Origin of the sequence: Clostridioides sp. ES-W-0018-02 (genome assembly GCF_020658175.1) — a bacterium.
Lineage (GTDB): Bacteria > Bacillota > Clostridia > Peptostreptococcales > Peptostreptococcaceae > Clostridioides.
This window is the reverse complement of record NZ_JACVVY010000003.1, coordinates 220,635-238,667: the sequence shown is the minus strand read 5'-3', so window position 1 is coordinate 238,667 and position 18,033 is coordinate 220,635. Positions and strand designations below refer to the sequence as shown.

The 18,033-nt window shown below is 28.6% G+C and carries 14 protein-coding genes; 1 reads left to right on the top strand and 13 read right to left on the bottom strand.

Translation table 11 applies throughout. The features are described 5' to 3' along the window. Nucleotides 1-187: 187 nt before the first annotated feature. The 6 genes from adhE to IC219_RS09825 form a co-directional block, all read right to left on the bottom strand. The gene (adhE, locus tag IC219_RS09850) at nt 188-2,791 is read right to left on the bottom strand and encodes a bifunctional acetaldehyde-CoA/alcohol dehydrogenase (RefSeq protein ID WP_227830988.1); all 2,604 of its coding nucleotides are present in this window, start codon (nt 2,789-2,791) and stop codon (nt 188-190) included. A 593-nt stretch (nt 2,792-3,384) separates the two neighbouring features. Then, nucleotides 3,385-3,975, bottom strand: a complete 591-nt coding sequence (locus IC219_RS09845) for a dipicolinate synthase subunit B (protein WP_227433958.1) — start codon at nt 3,973-3,975, stop codon at nt 3,385-3,387. Nucleotides 3,976-3,977: 2 nt separating this feature from the next. After that, a complete protein-coding gene (gene dpsA / locus IC219_RS09840; protein ID WP_227830893.1) occupies nt 3,978-4,853 on the bottom strand; it encodes a dipicolinate synthase subunit DpsA in 876 nt (291 codons plus the stop codon). A gap of 69 nt (nt 4,854-4,922) precedes the next feature. Further along, nucleotides 4,923-6,314 (bottom strand): AMP-binding protein, encoded by a 1,392-nt coding sequence (locus IC219_RS09835; RefSeq protein WP_227830894.1) that lies wholly within the window; start codon nt 6,312-6,314, stop codon nt 4,923-4,925. Between the two features lie 3 nt (nt 6,315-6,317). Beyond that, nucleotides 6,318-7,454 carry a thiolase family protein gene (locus IC219_RS09830; protein ID WP_227482026.1) on the bottom strand — a complete coding sequence of 379 codons (1,137 nt, stop codon included), beginning with the start codon at nt 7,452-7,454 and terminating at the stop codon, nt 6,318-6,320. A gap of 19 nt (nt 7,455-7,473) precedes the next feature. Further along, entirely contained in the window at nt 7,474-8,019 is a 546-nt protein-coding gene (locus IC219_RS09825; protein ID WP_227433954.1) for a biotin transporter BioY, read from the bottom strand. A 294-nt stretch (nt 8,020-8,313) separates the two neighbouring features. Here IC219_RS09825 and IC219_RS09820 point away from each other — a divergent pair, with 294 nt between their 5' ends. Continuing rightward, on the top strand, nt 8,314-9,093 hold the full coding sequence (locus tag IC219_RS09820; protein WP_227830895.1) for a hypothetical protein: 780 nt from the start codon (nt 8,314-8,316) through the stop codon (nt 9,091-9,093). Between the two features lie 217 nt (nt 9,094-9,310). Here IC219_RS09820 and IC219_RS09815 read toward each other — a convergent pair whose 3' ends face one another. From IC219_RS09815 to IC219_RS09785, 7 genes are all read right to left on the bottom strand, one after another. Further along, entirely contained in the window at nt 9,311-9,694 is a 384-nt protein-coding gene (locus tag IC219_RS09815; protein WP_227830896.1) for a hypothetical protein, read from the bottom strand. Further along, complete coding sequence (locus IC219_RS09810; RefSeq protein ID WP_227830897.1) at nt 9,651-9,860, bottom strand: hypothetical protein; 210 nt, start codon at nt 9,858-9,860, stop codon at nt 9,651-9,653. The genes IC219_RS09815 and IC219_RS09810 overlap by 44 nt, the downstream gene beginning before the upstream one ends. Nucleotides 9,861-10,139: 279 nt before the next feature. After that, nucleotides 10,140-10,568, bottom strand: a complete 429-nt coding sequence (locus IC219_RS09805; protein ID WP_227830898.1) for an N-acetyltransferase — start codon at nt 10,566-10,568, stop codon at nt 10,140-10,142. 219 nt (nt 10,569-10,787) lie between these two features. Beyond that, nucleotides 10,788-11,156, bottom strand: coding sequence for an Hpt domain-containing protein (locus IC219_RS09800; protein WP_227830899.1), 369 nt, complete (start codon nt 11,154-11,156; stop codon nt 10,788-10,790). A gap of 107 nt (nt 11,157-11,263) precedes the next feature. Beyond that, nucleotides 11,264-14,872, bottom strand: coding sequence for a PAS domain-containing hybrid sensor histidine kinase/response regulator (locus IC219_RS09795; protein ID WP_227830900.1), 3,609 nt, complete (start codon nt 14,870-14,872; stop codon nt 11,264-11,266). Nucleotides 14,873-14,988: 116 nt separating this feature from the next. Then, a complete protein-coding gene (locus tag IC219_RS22020) occupies nt 14,989-15,192 on the bottom strand; it encodes a PAS domain-containing protein (protein ID WP_227830989.1) in 204 nt (67 codons plus the stop codon). A gap of 5 nt (nt 15,193-15,197) precedes the next feature. After that, nucleotides 15,198-17,930, bottom strand: a complete 2,733-nt coding sequence (locus IC219_RS09785; protein WP_227830901.1) for an EAL domain-containing protein — start codon at nt 17,928-17,930, stop codon at nt 15,198-15,200. Nucleotides 17,931-18,033 lie beyond the last annotated feature (103 nt).

The following is an 18,033-nucleotide window of genomic DNA, read 5'->3' as shown; positions in this document are numbered from 1 at the left end:
ATATACCCAAATATTACATATAGATTCATTCTAATTATTATAATAACATTATTTAATTGAATTTTGAATTAAAGTTTCAAAACTATTTATGTTTTTTTAAACGAAAAATCCCATATACAATGATATTATATATCTAATGTATACAGGATTTTAGTTTATTTATTTTATAGTAAGTTTTATAGTAAATTTATTTTCCATAATATGAATTTAAATACATTTCTTTTATTTCATTCATAAGAGGATATCTTGGATTCGCACCTGTACATTGGTCATCAAAGGCTTGAATCACCATTTCATCTAGTGAATCTATAAATTTAGATTCCTCAACACCAAATTCTTTTATAGTTTTAGGAATACCAACTTTACTCTTTAAATCTTCAATAGCTATCAATAAACTTTGGAATTTTTCTTCATCAGAATTTCCTTTTAATCCCAAGAATGAAGCTATTTCAGCGTATCTCTTTAATGCCTCTGGATACTTATATTGAGAGAAAGCTCCCATTTTCTTTGGTGCATTAGAAGAATTAAATTTCATAACATCTGTTATTAAAAGAGCATTTGCAACACCATGTGGTACATGATGGAAAGCACCTAACTTGTGAGCCATAGAGTGACAAACACCTAAAAATGCATTTGCAAAAGCCATTCCTGCCATTGTAGAAGCATTTGCCATTTTTTCTCTTGCTTCTGAGTCTTTTGCTCCATTATCGTATGCACGTGGAAGATATTCAAATATGCTCTTAATAGCTTGTAAAGCTAGACCATTTGTATAGTCAGTTGCAAGCATAGATACATATGCTTCTAATGCATGAGTCAAAGCATCAATACCAGAAGCAGAAGTTAATCCTTTTGGCATATTCATCATCATATCCGCATCAACTATAGCCATATTTGGCATCAACTCATAATCAGCTAATGGATATTTAACACCTGTATCTTGGTCAGTTATAACTGCAAATGGAGTTACTTCTGAACCAGTCCCTGCTGATGTTGGTATAGCTACAAAACTAGCTTTTTCACCCATTTTAGGGAACGTATACACTCTTTTTCTTATATCCATAAATCTCATTGCTAGGTCTTGGAAATCTACTTCTGGATGCTCATATAATGTCCACATTATCTTACCTGCATCCATTGCACTTCCTCCACCTATAGATATTATTACATCTGGATTAAACTCTCTCATAGCTTTAGCACCTATCTTAGCACATTCTAAAGTTGGGTCTGGTTCAACTTCAAAGAAAGTAGTATGCTTGATGTTCATTTCATCTAATAAGTCAGTAACTGTCTTAGTATATCCATTATTGTAAAGGAATGTATCTGTTACAATAAAAGCTCTCTTTTTATTCATTACATCTTTAAGTTCTTTTAACGCCACTCCTAAACAACCTTTTTTAAAATAAACTTTTTCTGGTGCTCTAAACCAAAGCATATTTTCTCTCCTCTCAGCTACTGTCTTAATATTAAGTAAGTGCTTAACTCCTACATTTTCAGATACTGAATTTCCTCCCCAAGAACCACATCCTAAAGTAAGAGAAGGAGCTAGTTTAAAATTATATAAATCACCTATACCCCCTTGAGAAGAAGGAGTATTAATTAAAATTCTACAAGTTTTCATAGCTTTAGTAAATTTATCAAGCTTTTCTCTCTGATTTACATCATCAATATATAATGAAGATGTATGACCAAACCCTCCATCTTCTACCAATTTTTCTGCTTTACTAACTGCATCATCAAAGTTGTTTGCTTTATACATTGCAAGTACTGGTGAAAGTTTTTCATGAGCAAAAGCTTCTTCTATTTCAACTGATTCAACCTCACCTATTAAAACTTTAGCATCAACTGGAACTTCAAAACCTGCTAATGTTGCTATTGTGCAAGCTGTTTGACCAACGATTTTAGAGTTTAATCCCCCATTTACTAAAATTACATTTCTTAATTTTTCTGTTTCTTCTTTATTTAATAAGTAAGCACCACGCTCTTTAAATTCTTTTTTAACTTCATTATATATATTTTCCAATACTATAACTGATTGTTCAGAAGCACATATCATACCATTATCGAATGTCTTAGATACAAGAATTGAATTTACAGCAGTTTTTATATCTGCGCTGTCATCAATTATTGCTGGTGTATTACCTGCACCGACTCCAATAGCTGGTTTTCCAGATGAATATGCTGATTTAACCATTCCAGGACCTCCTGTAGCAAGAGTTAAGTCAACTTCCTTCATAACAGTCGTAGTTAATTCCAAAGATGGCTCATCAATCCATCCGATTATACCTTCAGGAGCTCCAGCCAGAACAGCAGCTTCAAGAACTACCTTTGCTGCCTCTATAGTAGAATTTTTTGCTCTTGGATGTGGAGAAAATATTATTCCATTTCTAGTTTTTAGAGCTAAAAGTGATTTAAATATAGCAGTAGAAGTTGGATTAGTTGTAGGTATAACTGCTGCAACAACTCCTATTGGCTCAGCTATTTTAGTCATACCAAAGGCTTCATCTCTCTCTATAACACCACAAGTTTTAGTTTCTTTATATGCATTGTATATATATTCTGATGCATAGTGATTCTTTATAACTTTATCCTCAGCAATTCCCATACCAGTTTCTTTTTGTGCCATTATAGCTAGAGGAACTCTTTGCTTATTAGCTGCTAAAGATGCTGCTAAAAAAATCTTATCTACTTGCTCTTGAGTGTATGTAGCAAAGATTCTTTGAGCTTCTCTAATTTTTGCTAATTTTTTAACTAAATTTTCAACATTATTTACAACGCATGCATTATCTGCCATAGCTTCTTCTCCCCTTTTATTTTCTATTATAGTCTGTTCTTTATTAGCCATTTCAATGCCCTCCTAGAATAGTATAATCTTCTTTTTCTGTTAATTTATTAACAGTATAGCATGTTATCTTTACATTTTCAAGTTATTTTTTTAACATTTTATTTTTTGTTTAGTATTATATTATTTATATTAATAATAATATACTTTACAAATATCTAGATTAATTATATGTTACTTTATTTTTTATATAAATCGTGAATAAATTCATCTCAATACTTAAGGATAACGTTATTATTTTAACACTTATCTTTTCATTTTTTTAATGAAAAAATCAAAAGATTTTTTTCAAGTATAGTATTGTATAAAAGTTATAAAAAAAAATACATTAAGAAGAAAATAAAGACTTAAAGAGTAAATTAAATACTCTGAGATATACAAACAGTTATAATATGTATTATAATTAGAGATATACACACTGATAATTTTTATATACTGTGAAATAAAATATACTTAATATATTACAAGTTAAAGTCCAGCAAATAAGATTGCTGGACTTTGTTAATATTACTAAATATACATGTATATCAGATTACATCATTAATCTATTGATGTGGACTTTTTATAACAGGTTGTAACTGTTTATTATCAAGAGCAAGCTCTATTGTTGGAATTATTAACTCTGTATGTGCAATCATAGAATTAGGCTTTGCATTACAATTATCTTGACCAAAAGGTACAAAATATATGTTTTTAGAGTTAAGAAGAGTTCCAATGTTTTTGAAATTAAAACTTAGAGCATCATTAGTTGATATTGATACTACAAGTGGTTTATCATTGCGAAGATGACCTTTTGCTGCCATCAATACTGGAGAGTCTGTAATGCCATTTGCTAGCTTAGCAGCAGTATTTCCAGTACAAGGGGCTATTATTATAATATCAGCAATTCCTTTAGGCCCAAATGGTTCTGCTTCTTCAATTGTAACAATAGGTTTATTTCCTGTCAGTTCATATGCTTTTTTCATAAATTCCTCAGAATTTCCAAATCTACAATCTATATTTTGTGATACATCTGAAAATATAGTGTGTACATTTGCTCCTGCTTTTACCAAATTCTCTAACTCTATAAATATTTTATCATAAGTACAAAACGAACCAGTAAATCCTACTCCAATTGTAAGTCCTTCAAGTCTCATCTCTAATCCCTTCTTTCATTTATAATATTTTCTATAGCGTTAACAAGAATTTCACCAGATGTCTTTGGTGAGTATTTACCAGGAAGCCCAAGACAAAGATTTGCATTAATACCTAAATTTTGTGTAACAGAATAATCTAATCCACCAGGAGAAGAAGCTATATCTATAATAGTTACTTCTCTTGATACTTTTTCTAATTTTTCTTTTGTTAAAATACATTCTGGTATGGTATTAAAAATATAATCAAACTTTGAAAGATTTTCATCAAGTTGATTTAAAGAAATACTAGAATACCCAAATGCATTAGCCGTACTCCTTGCATCATTATTTCTTGCTCCAACACATATATTTGCATCTAAAGCATATAATTTTTTAGCAATTATTTGTGCACACCTTCCAAAGCCTAGTACTAGACAGTTACTTTGGTGCATATTGATTAGACTTCTTTTAATCGCTTCTGCTATAGCTCCTTCAGCTGTAGCAACTGCATTTAAAATAGCAACATCATTCATCTTCATAAAATCATAAACCTGAATAGAGTGTTGCTCACAAAATTTGTAAACTTTAGTTGGTATGTTTCCTCCAAATAGTATTTGATTAGGAGATAAGTTAACTAACAAGTTATCAATAGTAGCATCGAGACAACCATCAGTATTTTCAATACTAAATTGATTTTTTGTAAATGGAATTGGACATAAAATAATGGAACTTTTGGATAGTGCTTCAGCTAGTGAAGTTGCTTTTCCAGCGATTCCATTTATAATTTCATTTGCTATTCCATATATAACTACAGAATATCCTTTATTAATTAGTTTTTTTACCATGTACACTTGTCGCAGGTCTCCGCCTATAACAGTTATATCGTATTGATTTGACATATTGTAAGCCTCCTTTACTATATACAATATGTTTTTATCAATATATTGGTTCACTAAAATTATTAAATATTATACTTCTAACATTTCTAATAGTGCCAATCTATCTATCTTTTCAGAAGATGTATATGGTAATGAATCTAAAAAAATAATTTTTCTTGGAATTTCATTTCTAATTAAATAATTTCTAATCTTAATCAATAAATCCTTTTTTGTAATCTTACCTATGGTTGTTACAAATAATGCAATTTGACTTCCCCTTATAGTATCTAAATAAGGTAATGCAACTGCATCTTCAACTTGAGGAATTCTTTTTACTATATTTTCAAGTTTGATAGAACTGACTTTAAATCCACCAATGTTTACAACATCATCACTTCTTCCTTCAAATATCAAATATCCATCATCATCAAAATATCCAATGTCATTGACAGAATAAGGCTCTGATGCATTATATACTGCATATTTGGTATTTACAAAAATTATTCCATCCTTAATATATACATCTATTTTTGGAAATGGTTTACCTACACTTAGTGCTTTCTCAATCAATTCATCATAACACAAATATGTAATGTAGTTTAATTCACTTGCTCCATAATATAAAATGATTTCAGAATCTGGCATATATTTTTTTATTTTTATTGCTGTATCCTCAAACAACAATTGAGAACCTGTAAAAACACTTCTAACTTTAACTATTATCTCACTTAAATATTTAACCAGTAACTGAAGCTTTGTAGGTATAATATATATATTAGTTATATTATATTGTTTTATTACATTTATCCATGTTTTACAATTTAAACCTGAATTTATTACAACACTACCACCTTCATATAGTACTGACATTATAGAATTTAGATTTCCTGTAAAACTAAGTGTTCCATTGATAAATAAAATAGAGTCCTCAGAAATATGGAAAATTTCATTTTGTATAGGAAAAAATCCAGCCCAGCTTTCATATGTTCTATATAATACTTTTGGTACATTTGTAGAGCCTGAAGATAAAGCTCCCATACAAATCTCTTTATCTAAATAGTTTAAAATATTATTATATTGATATACATTTATACTATAATGTTCTGTAGAAGAATTAGCTACCTTTAATATTCTATTGCAACTACCATTAGATAAATAATTTATATCTATATTCTCATCTGATATAACAATTGAAATATTATTCTTTATTAAAATATCACTTAATACTATTTTAGAAAGATTATAATGACAAATGATAGGAACATTATTTGAATAGTTAACACCTAAAAAACTTACTAATTGGAACTTTATATTTTTAGAATAAATTAAAACAGGAATATTTTCACCTATAGAAATCTGTCTCCCAATCTCCTCACTATCTCTTAATATATTGTCATAAGTATACTTTTCTCCATCTATAATCAAAAAATCTTTATCTTTATAGTTGTTTCTTTTTACTTTTAAAAGTTCATAGTAATTCATAATCTACACCCTTTCAATCAATAAAGCAGAACCCAATCCTCCAGCAGCTGCTATAGAGCAAATTCCATACTTCCCATTAGTCTTTTCAAGTGCTTTTAAAAGATGTAACGCAATAATTGCACCAGAAGCACCATATGGATGACCATATGCTAAAGCCCCTCCAAATATATTATATCTATCAATTAATTCTGGATATTTTCTTTGAAATAAAACATCTATAACTGCAAATGCTTCATTAAATTCAATAGCAGATATGTCCATATAGTTAAGCTTTTCTATATCCAAAAGCCTCTCCATAGCTTTTATAGCAGATGTTGGACTTAATTGTGGCTCTGTTCCTATTGTACAAGAATTGATAACTTTAGCCTTTGGATTCTTTTTTGTATTCTCTAAATATTTTTTAGAACACAGAATAAGAAATGAAGCCCCATCATTAATAAGACATGCATTTGCTGCATTTGTAATACTTCCCTTTCCTAAAATTGAAGGTATCCTATCTAATAATCTTTGGCTCATTTTATCACGTATACCTTCATCATATGTATTGCTATCTATAGGAAATATAATATCTTCAAGAAATTTTTCTTCTCTTGTGTTTTTTGCTCTTCTATGACTTTCTTTCACCCAATAATCTAATTCTGCTTTCTCAATTTTATATAACTTTGCCACTCTTTCTGCACCTTCAAGCATACTATTCTCACTATTATTATCTGGAGAAAATTGAGCAACTGCATAGCTTGGATTATTAATATTATATCTCCTATCGTTTTTATGATATGTACGCATTGGTTGTAGAGAACTACTCTCAAAACCTCCTGCAATAATTAAATCGCATTGCCCAGATTTAATCTTTGAAAATGCTATATCTAAGCTCATCATAGCAGAAGCACATTGCATATCTACAGTAAAAGCAGGAACTTCACTTTCTATTCCCGCTGTTAAAGTCATTAATCTTGTGATATTTCCTCCTGTACCAACTGCATTTCCACATATAATCTCATCAATCTTATCAATCTCATACTTTTCAATTAGGTGTTTTAAAACCTTTGCTCCTAGTAATTCTGGTTGAACACATTGAAAAATTCCATTTTTTAGACCAATATGACTTCTTAATCCTCCTAATATAAAAACATCTTCCATACATTATATCCTCTCTTCATCATAGATTTCTTTTTAGTACGTTATTTAATTTAACACCTAAAAAAGATGCAATAATTGCTTTTATTGTATCTCCAATTAAAAATGGTACAACAGCTGCAAAAAGTGCTGCTTCTACCGTCATTTGATTAAAGTAACACATAAATACTGTTCCCATAAAATATATAATAGGCATACCAACAAAAATTGTTATTGGTATATATCTCTTAATATCATTATTTTTACCTTTTAATAAGCTAATAATTAGTGCTGCAAATAAAAATCCAAAATAAAAACCACCTGTTGGACTTAGTAATTTACCAATTCCAGATGCTCCTCCTCCAAATACAGGTATTCCAATTAAACCTATCATTATGTATACACCAACTGTACTAAATGCTTGTCTTGGTGTTAATATTAAAGCTATTAGATTTATCATTATTGTTTGTGCTGTTACTCCTGCTGGTGTAAATGGTAATGGTATATATATGTATGATGATATACATAATAATGCTACACATATTGACATTTTAGTTAAATCTTGAATATTTACTCTATTATTTTTCATTTTCATAATTCCCTTCATATGTCTTATTCAATTTAGTTTATATGTACATATACAAATCTTCTATTAAAGCTTTGTTTTAGTATAAAAGAAAGCTGTTTTTTTGTCAACCTAAAACATTGTATAGGTTTACATTCAACTTATAAGTAAACTTGCTTCTAATCCTTTATGTTTTAATGGTTATTTATAAAATTTTACTTATAAACAAATCTATTTGCCCTATACTTGTAAATTATAATATGATATATTTTATATGAGATTTTATTTCATATAATAAATTAACAAGGAAGTGACAATATGAAAACTAATGAAAATCAATTAAACAACATAGATAAAGAACTAGATGAACTTAGTAAAAAAGTTTATCTAGAATCCCCAGATTTTTGGATAAGTATTTCTGATAAGATAGTAGATAAAGTTTTTGATGAAATGTTATTATTTTTTGCAGTAAAATATGATTATTACAATATACTATCTTTTGCAATTGAAAACAATTATATAGATTTAAATATGTCATCAAAAAATAAAGACTATCCAGATATAATGAGTCATTTTTTATACACAGCAAAACAAAATAAAGATAAAAAGATTTACAATTACCTTTTAAACTTAAATAAAAAATATACCATAGGTGAAAACTCCTCTTTAGATGATTCAAATCGCAATACTGAAAAGGACACTTTTGAAAAAAAAGATGTATATATTCCAAAATATATGTGTCCAAATTGTAATACAAATATTTTTGATACAGGCTATAGAGTGTCAAATGATATAACATATAAATTTTCTTTTCAAGATGCTGAACCGATTGAAGTATCTAATGAGATTTCTTCTATTAAATGTTGTAATTGTGATAAATTAATAGAGAATGTAACTACTGACAAATTGTATAGTATATGTAAAATTCAAAACTGTGATAATTGTGGTTCTAGCTTAACTAAAGTAGGAATTATTGCAAAGAAAAAAATGGAGTTTAATGAGAATACTGAAGAATTTGGGTATGTTTCAACGTCTTATTGTTGTAGCAATTGTGGTTCTGAAATAGATTCTTCTCAACGAGAATATTTTAAGCTTTAATATTTTATATTTTAAAAATAATTTCAAATAAGAATACTATGTTATTAAATATTATTATAGAAATTTTTGTGGACATATTTGGAGATATAATTTAAATGCTTTTTGCATAGACACTTTAATGGTAATTAAAATTGCTATGAAATTAGATATTATTAGACTAATTTCATAGCAATTTTTAGTAATATAATTTTTATTAATTTTGGACAAATTTTATTTTCTATCTCTTTAATGTACCGACCATAACTCTTAAATCAATTGTTATATTAGATATCCCTGACTTTATCAACCTTAAAATCTCTTCTTCATCTAATGTTGATGTTAAAGGAGTCATTTTGACTAAATTCATTAAATTTAACACACTTATATCAGTTTTATAATTGATTCTATTTTCATAAACCACATTTAGATGTTTTTTAAATACAGCTACAATGTTTTTATTGTCATAATCATTATTCTTTATATTTCCATGTATACTTGTCCTTATTTCTTTTAAATAATTTGATTTTGGAACAATCTTTGCTATTATCCCATCATCAGTTAAAACCCTTGTAAATTCCTTATAATTTGCAGGAGAAATTATATTTAATATTTTTATCTTCATATAATTTATTTAAGAAATATCCTTCTCCACATCTAGCATCTAAAATGTGGTTATGCATTACATACTTTATTTCTTCTATTAAATTATCATATACTTTAGAATTATATATTTCATGTCTTGATTCAAATAATTCTTTATCATAAATAGTTTTAGTATTACTATTCAATTTAAACAGCACGAAATTATGGCTACTTATATAAGGTATATTTTTCTATCTTATATAAAATCATGTTATAGGTTTTTGTAAAATAGCCACAACTTGTGCGCTATCCTCTTATTCTAATATAATGCATAAATGCTCTTTTATTCATTACTTTATCCTCCCATATCATTATATTTTTAATATCTCAAGTACATATAATTTATAATTTTAAAAATTATTTTTACAAATATACTAACTGAATAACAAATACATTTATTATTCTTCTAATAGAATATATTAATGTTATTTACTATATTCCATTATGTATTCTTTAAATCCTGAGTCTTCATTTATTTGCTCTTTTATTATATTAAATCCTTTTTTATTATAAAATACAACTGCTTTTTTATTGTCTTTGTATACTGCTAGGTTTAAATTTTTATATTCTTTAGTTGCATAGTCTAAGAGTTTACTTCCTATTCCTAGACTTTGATAGTTTGAGTTTATGAATAAGGCCCCTATAAAGCTTTTTTCTATTATGCTTATAAATCCTTTTATTTCTTCGCCATCATCATATACAAATGTATCTGATATGGGTATATATTCACTTTTGACAGTATTATAGTTATTTTTCCAGTATTCTTTACTTATAAAGTCATGTGCTTTGATTGTGCTTTCTTCCCATATTTCCATGATTTTACTTATGTCTTTATCATTTGATTTTCTTATCATAAATTTTATTTCACCTCGTTTTTATATTGATTTTTTGTCATATTTATAGTGCAAGTGTATTTTATTTAGATATAACTTAGTTAATATAAAACTTTATATTTAAATGAACTCAATTGGTAATTATCATTATTTTCAACTGATTTAGTTTTTACCTCAAAGTTTATTTTAGATTTTATTGACATAAAAATTTAATACCCTCATAGTATCAATTTTATTATTTTAACTGTCTACTATAAGGGTACTTAATATTTGTTCTAACTTTTCTTTTTCTGCAAGAACAATTTGGAAAAGTTGTTGTAGATTATCGTATTCATTGTGTCTTAGAGACTCTACAATTATACATACAGATTTAAAAATTCCTGTAAGTCCTAGATTACCAGACACACCCTTTAGAGTATGAGATTGCTCAAAAGCATAGCTGAAATCTCTATTTTCTATTGCCTCACCAAGTTTGTCAAAAGAGGTATCTTCTATAAAAGACAAGAGACAAGTGTAGTATAAGTTCTCGTCATTTACAAATCGTTCCATGACCTTTTCAATATTTACACCATATGTTGAAAGTTTATCTATAAACATACTCATTATCATTATACACTCCTTTATCTAAGTAAGATTATATATATTACTCATCATCTCCAAACCACGATATTATTCTTATCCTTCTTCTTGTATAAACTTAGTTAACTCTCAATTTATTATTTATTCTCACAAGAAAAGAAATTATTTATGGTACTGAATAATTTCTTTGGCTCTACAGGTTTAGCAATATGGGCATTCATTCCTGCTTCCTTTGTTTTCTCTATATCTTCATCAAAAGCATTAGCAGTCATGGCAATTATAGGAATAGTTGCTGCATTTTTCTTACGCATTTGACGAATAGATTTTGCAGCTAAAAGTCCATCCATAACTGGCATACGTATATCCATAAGGATAGCATCATAGTATCCTGCTGGTGCAGAAGCAAATGCCTCAATACCAAGCAATCCGTTTTCTGCAACATCAACTTCTAAATTTTTAGAATTAAGTAATCGTTTGGCTACCTCAATATTTAGCATATGATCTTCTACAAGCAATACTCGTTTACCAGTAAAATCATATACACATTCATTTGGTGGCACAATTTCTTCATCTTTTTTCATATATATTTTTTCAAATGCAGATGAAATAGAATCACGAAATAATGGCTTACTAATCAGCATATTAACTCCTGCACTTTTTGCTTCTTTTTCTATTGAAAGCCAATCATAAGCTGTCATGATGATTATAGTAACATTTTGACCTACAATTTTTCTTAATGCGCGAGTTGTCTCAATCCCATCCATATTAGGCATCTTCCAGTCAACTAATATAATATCATAATATACATCTTTATTCCAAAGTTCTTGCACTCGTTTAATGGCACTCATCCCTGAATCTACATAATCTGCTTTTAAACCCATATCTTCTAAAATTTGCTCTGTATGTCGACAGATGATAATATCATCATCTACAATAAGTGCCTTCATTTTATTAAAGTGAACTTGAGATTTTTTTATGGATTTTTTATGACTCTCTTCGCTCACTCCTAACTTTAGTTCAATTACAAATTCACTACCAACTCCCTCAATACTATTTACACTGATTTCTCCACCCATTAGTTCTACAAGGTGTTTGCAAATAGCAAGACCTAATCCAGTTCCACCATACATGGCTGTAGAACCCATATGCTGTTGTGTAAATGGCTCAAAAATATGATTGACAAAATCTTCACTAATACCTACACCTGTGTCATTAATAATAAATTTCATGTTTGCAAAATCCTTGGTTTGTTTTTCTTGACTTATAATAAACTGTACTTTACCACCTTTTGGTGTAAATTTGATTGCATTACTGATAATATTAACCAATACCTGTTGAAGTTTCATGGCATCACCAATATAGTAATTTTCGGTAAAGCTTGTAACAATAGCATCATAATCAACACCTTTATCTTGTGCCTGCGTATAGCTTATGGCGTTAATACCATTTATAAATTCTTCAAATGGTATTTTTTCTTGTTTTACAGAAAGCTTACCACTTTCAATACGACTCATATCCAGAATATCATTAATCAATGACAGTAGAAAACGTGCTGAAATACCTATCTTAGATAAACAATCAGAAACCTGTTCAGTATCATTGACAACCTGTGCAGCCAATGTAGACATACCAATAATTGCATTCATAGGAGTGCGTATTTCATGGCTCATATGGGATAAAAATTCAGTTTTTGCTTTATTTGCCTGTTTTGCTGCTACCAAAGCATCATGAAGAATTTCTTGATGCTTCTTTTCATTATTTATAATCTCAGTAATGTCACTTTGCGTGTAAAAAAGCGTTTGTGCTTGTTTATCAATATAAGCAAATTTTAATTGTTTTCTTTTCTCTACACCATTTTCAACCTTAATAGTATATTCAATAGTATAAACATTTTTAGTCTCTAGTTCTTTTGTAACAACAGAAAGTAATAGTTTATTTATTATTTCATCATGCTGTTTTCTATCTAAATATTTTGAAAAGTATTCAGAAATAGTACTTTCATAACTTTTTTTCGTGTTCTTGGATAAAACTTTTTTACCATTATCAGCGAATAAAATATAACTAGCATTAATCGCATTGATGTAACCTACAAAATCATAGTTGGTATGTGAAATTAGATCCATAATTTGATGAAATAGTATTTCATTATTAATATCATAACTATATAGAAAACCAACAATATGGTCACTATTTGGTTTTTGAAAGAGTTTAATGGTAGTAGACACCCAACGATATGTATTATCTGGCATTTTACGTTGTACATGGAAATTTTTTTTGGTCTCTCCATTTTTAAAATCTTCAACCAAAATATCTGTCTGCATTGATGATAAAAAATCGTTTTTCTGTTCATCATTAATAAGTAAGTCAGACAAGATAGCAACACACTCACTATAGTTTTTTCCAAAATAATTTTCAATTATTTCCTCATATGGTGAATCGACTTCCTCTACCAAACCAGATGTAAGGTCAACACGCATACTTGCAACTATATCTTCAGATATAAGTGCATTTTTGTATGAAATTTCCTCATTATAGCGACTTTCTGCAAGTTTTTTAGTGGTAACATCTTTACCTATGGCGTGGGCATAAACTGGTTTTCCAGTTTCATCAAAAACAGTAGTATAGTCTATATGTTCACACCACCATCCATTAGTATCTAAATTCTTCATCCAAAATTCACCAGAAACAGTTTTGGCTCCATTTCTCATTTTATAGTACATTTCTAAATATTCTTTGATAGAATCGCTACGAATATAGCCCTCTTCAACTAGTGATTCAGGCACATTTTTTACAATGTTGTCATATCCATGCATAAATTTTGATGATTGTGTTTGGAAAATTTCTTTTTTCTCAAAATTGTATGACCAAAACGCTACATCAGAATTTTCAGTTGCAATCCTAAATTTCTCTTCACTCTCACGCAATGCTTGTTCGATCCTTTTTTGTTTGGTAATATCCATTACTACACCATTCATAAGAGTTACTCCATCTTTATTATCAAATACACCACTACAAAGAATATATCGAATATTTCCATTGCCAGTTATAACACGCATGTCCCACTCCACGTAATCTTTCCCAGAGTTTAATGCAGTGTGAATAATCTCATGCACTATAGGTAAGTCATAAGGATGAACATATTCTGAACAATGATTGTGAATACGTTCTAGCATGCTCTCTTTTGTATATTCATGTATTTTATAGTACTTATCATTTCCATAAAGCAGTGTGAAATTTTCATCTACTACTACAGTGAAAACACCACCAAGATCTGTGGTACGATAAAGATCTATTTGCTTACGTAGATCTGTTTCAATTTCGGTTAACTGTAATATCTTCTCCTCCATTTGTTTTTGCTTTGTGATATCAGTAATGTAGCCATCAAATACTTTCTCATAATTTCGAATATTAAAACGTCCACTTACAAGTGTATGCTTAATTTTTCCATCACCAGTCAAAATACGCATTTCCCATTCAGCTGTTTTACTATTCGCTTTCTTTGCCTTAAAAAGAGCCTCTTGCACATTTTTAAGGTCTTCTGGATGAATAAAAATGGTACAGCTTTTATTTAGTAATTTTTCCTTCTGATATCCATGTAGCTGAAAGTACAGGTCATTTCCATATAATAAAGTAAACTTATCATCCATTTTGACAGTATAAACTCCACCCAAGCTTGATGAACGATATAGTTCAAGTTGATATTGACTATCATCTATTAAGTTATTTTTTTCCTCTTCTATATTCATACCATTTTATCTCCTTAGACAATTCTTTAAACAAATCTATTATATCTGATTTCTCAAATTGAAATTCATATACCAAGCTTATATTTCTCTTTTATAATTTTTATTCTTTGGTATATTCATAAGTGTGAGAATAGTTCTAATTTCCTCATAAAAATCAAACCTTTGATTAAGATATTCACAATATCACAGTTGCAATATTGATAACAAAATAATTGGTAACATTTTTGACCTATAAAACTCTCTTTATCTTTTCCAATCAGTTTACACACTGTTTCATTGATATAAATGACTTTATTGTTTATAGCATCACAAGCAAATATAACATCTAAAACATTGTCAGCAAGTATTTGCTCTTGTTTTCAAGAGAAGAAGGAGTTGGCAATTTCATACCTTGACTAAATATTTCAAATTTGCTTTTACCATGTCGCTTTGCTAATAGAAGTGCAATATCTGCATTTTTATAAAGTTCTTTACGATTAATACCATAATCAGGAGTAAGGCAAACGCCTGCCGAACAAGAAATAGTGATATTATTGACATCTAAATTATTAGGTTTACATATGTGAATCATCTTTTCCTGCAATTGCAAAAATGGAATGGTATAGGGAATAAACAAGGAAAATTCATCGCCACCAATGCGTCCAATGATATCTGTTTCTGGAAAAATGTGTTTTATCATTTCAGCAACCATGTATAATACCTTATCGCCAACTACATGTCCATAGGTATCATTAATAGACTTGAAATTGTCTATATCTAATATTACAAAAATACCACTTGGATTGTAATTATTATGAAAAAAATTATCAATTCGTACTTCATATTCAGCACGGTTTAATAGACCTGTCAACGCATCATGTTCAGCACGTTTTCTCATTTCTATAATAGTTGAGTTAACTTCTTTTTCATATTCAAATTTTTTCATTTTAGCAAATGCAATAGCATTTTGGATACGTAGATTTAACTGTAGTAAATCATATGGCCTTTCAACATAGTCATATATATCCATGTTTAGGATTTTATTTTTTTTATCATATATCTTATCATACAATACGATTACTGTAACATTGATTTTCTTGCAGACATCAAGTATTTGCAACATCTGCTTAGGCCTGATATATTTAGAAATACTTACTATAATAACTGAAATTTTTTCTTCTAATTCGATAATAAAGTCTATGGCATCAGATGCTCTATGTACATGTTCTACAAAAAATTGATATTTATAATCTTTTTTAAGCCTTGAAAAATCAACAGAATCAGGATCTAAAACAAGCATAATATTTTTTTTATCTTTAAAATTCTTAACAAAATGTTGACATTCTTTTTTATTTTTATTCACTACTTGTATATGAGATTTTAATAAATGTTGTTCAAACTGTTCCTGTGGCAGTGGCTTTGAGTAATAATACCCTTGTGCATACTCACAGTTCAATGCTTTTAAAAGCTGTACTTGAACTTCAGTTTCTACACCTTCTGCTATAACCTTTAAATCCATCCATTTTGCAAGACTTATAATAAAACTTAAAATACTTCTGTCATTATTTTTCTTTTCTTCTCTTTTAATAAATCGCATATCTAGTTTTAAAACATCAATTGGAAGCTCAGAGAGCATATTAAGTGAGGAATAACCTGTTCCAAAATCATCCATCTCAATAATAAATCCTATCTTTTTCAGTTTTAATACTACTTCAATCAGTTGTTCTGGATTTTCAGTATAAGCAGTTTCTGTGATTTCCAAATGTAGATTTTTTGGACTAAGCTTATATTTTTGAATCATAGAAATCAAAATTTCTACTATACTAGGATTATAAATGTCAGCACGAGATACATTAATGGAAATTGGAATTGAAGTGTACCCCATATCTATCCATGCTCTTATCTTTTGACAACATTGATCCCATACATAAATATCAAGATCAGTAATAAATCCATTTTTTTCGAAAATGGGAATAAAATTACTAGGAAGCATAAAACCTTTGGTAGGATGAATCCAGCGAACTAATGCCTCAGCTCCTACAATTTCTTGTGTCTTTAAATCATATTTAGGCTGAAAATATACCTTGAATTGATTTTCTATCAAAGCATTTTTCATATCTGAAACAATCATTTGTTCATCTAAAAGTTTTTGTCTGATATTATCATCATAATAAGCAAAATAAGTATCGTATTTACCTTTTATAGATTCTTTTGCGAGGTTAGCTCTGTCACACATAATATTGATAGGAGTAGATCTATCTTCAATACAGTAAATTCCATAACGTAAAATTAAATTTATTTTTATTGTATCAGAAAAACCATTAATCATTTCAGTTATATTTTTAAAATATTCATTTTGATATTCTTCACAATGAGGAACTAAACAAATAAATTCGTCTGCTGCTATACGTCCACAAATACCATATTCATTGACAATACTAATGAGCGTCTTTCCAACATGCTTTAACAGATCATCACCGACTTTAATACCATACATATCATTAACCAGCTTGAATCGTTCAATATCTAAACAAATGAGATCGTATTGTTTTTGTGGATTGCTTTGAAGTGTTTCTGCAGCACACATATAAAAATATTCTTTGCTAAATGTGCTAGTCAACGAATCGTTTTGTACTAAGTTTATAAATGCAGATGTTTCTCTAAGATATATTGTGTTAGAGACACGATGCTTGATAATCTCTGGTTTATATGGCTTAATGATATAATCATTTGCACCTAAAGATAAGGCTTTAATCTCAGCATCTTCACTATTTTGACCACTTGTTACAATAGTAGGAATTTTAGACAAAAAAATGTCCTCATGCATTCGTTTAAGTAACTCATAACCATTTAAAACAGGCATAATAATATCAAGTAAAACTACAGATATATTTTCATGATTTTGATGCAGAATAGATAATGCAACTTCTCCATTTTCTGCTTCAATTATGTTGTATTGGCTACTCAAAATTTTATTGAGTATTTGTCGATTGACCTTATTATCATCAACAATAAGGATATTTTTAAGAGCAGGTATAATAATATTTTCTCCATTTAAACATGGATTCAAATTTTTCATACTATATATCTCCTTTTAGTATTGTTTTTAAAAAATGTCATATCAACATAAAATAATGTTAAATTCTTTTGATTGCATCTTTTCTTTTTTCTTATTCGTATAT

Excerpts from the sequence above, each read along its gene's own strand:
- IC219_RS09845 (WP_227433958.1), bottom strand. The coding sequence starts at position 3,975 with ATGAGACTTGAAGGACTTACAATTGGAGTAGGATTTACTGGTTCGTTT.
- IC219_RS09785 (WP_227830901.1), bottom strand. The coding sequence starts at position 17,930 with ATGAAAAATTTGAATCCATGTTTAAATGGAGAAAATATTATTATACCT.
- IC219_RS09795 (WP_227830900.1), bottom strand. The coding sequence starts at position 14,872 with ATGAATATAGAAGAGGAAAAAAATAACTTAATAGATGATAGTCAATAT.
- IC219_RS09835 (WP_227830894.1), bottom strand. The coding sequence starts at position 6,314 with ATGAATTACTATGAACTTTTAAAAGTAAAAAGAAACAACTATAAAGAT.
- IC219_RS09830 (WP_227482026.1), bottom strand. The coding sequence starts at position 7,454 with ATGGAAGATGTTTTTATATTAGGAGGATTAAGAAGTCATATTGGTCTA.
- IC219_RS09805 (WP_227830898.1), bottom strand. The coding sequence starts at position 10,568 with ATGATAAGAAAATCAAATGATAAAGACATAAGTAAAATCATGGAAATA.
- IC219_RS09825 (WP_227433954.1), bottom strand. The coding sequence starts at position 8,019 with ATGAAAAATAATAGAGTAAATATTCAAGATTTAACTAAAATGTCAATA.
- IC219_RS09820 (WP_227830895.1), top strand. The coding sequence starts at position 8,314 with ATGAAAACTAATGAAAATCAATTAAACAACATAGATAAAGAACTAGAT.
- adhE (WP_227830988.1), bottom strand. The coding sequence starts at position 2,791 with ATGGCAGATAATGCATGCGTTGTAAATAATGTTGAAAATTTAGTTAAA.
- IC219_RS09800 (WP_227830899.1), bottom strand. The coding sequence starts at position 11,156 with ATGATAATGAGTATGTTTATAGATAAACTTTCAACATATGGTGTAAAT.
- dpsA (WP_227830893.1), bottom strand. The coding sequence starts at position 4,853 with ATGTCAAATCAATACGATATAACTGTTATAGGCGGAGACCTGCGACAA.
- IC219_RS09815 (WP_227830896.1), bottom strand. The coding sequence starts at position 9,694 with ATGAAGATAAAAATATTAAATATAATTTCTCCTGCAAATTATAAGGAA.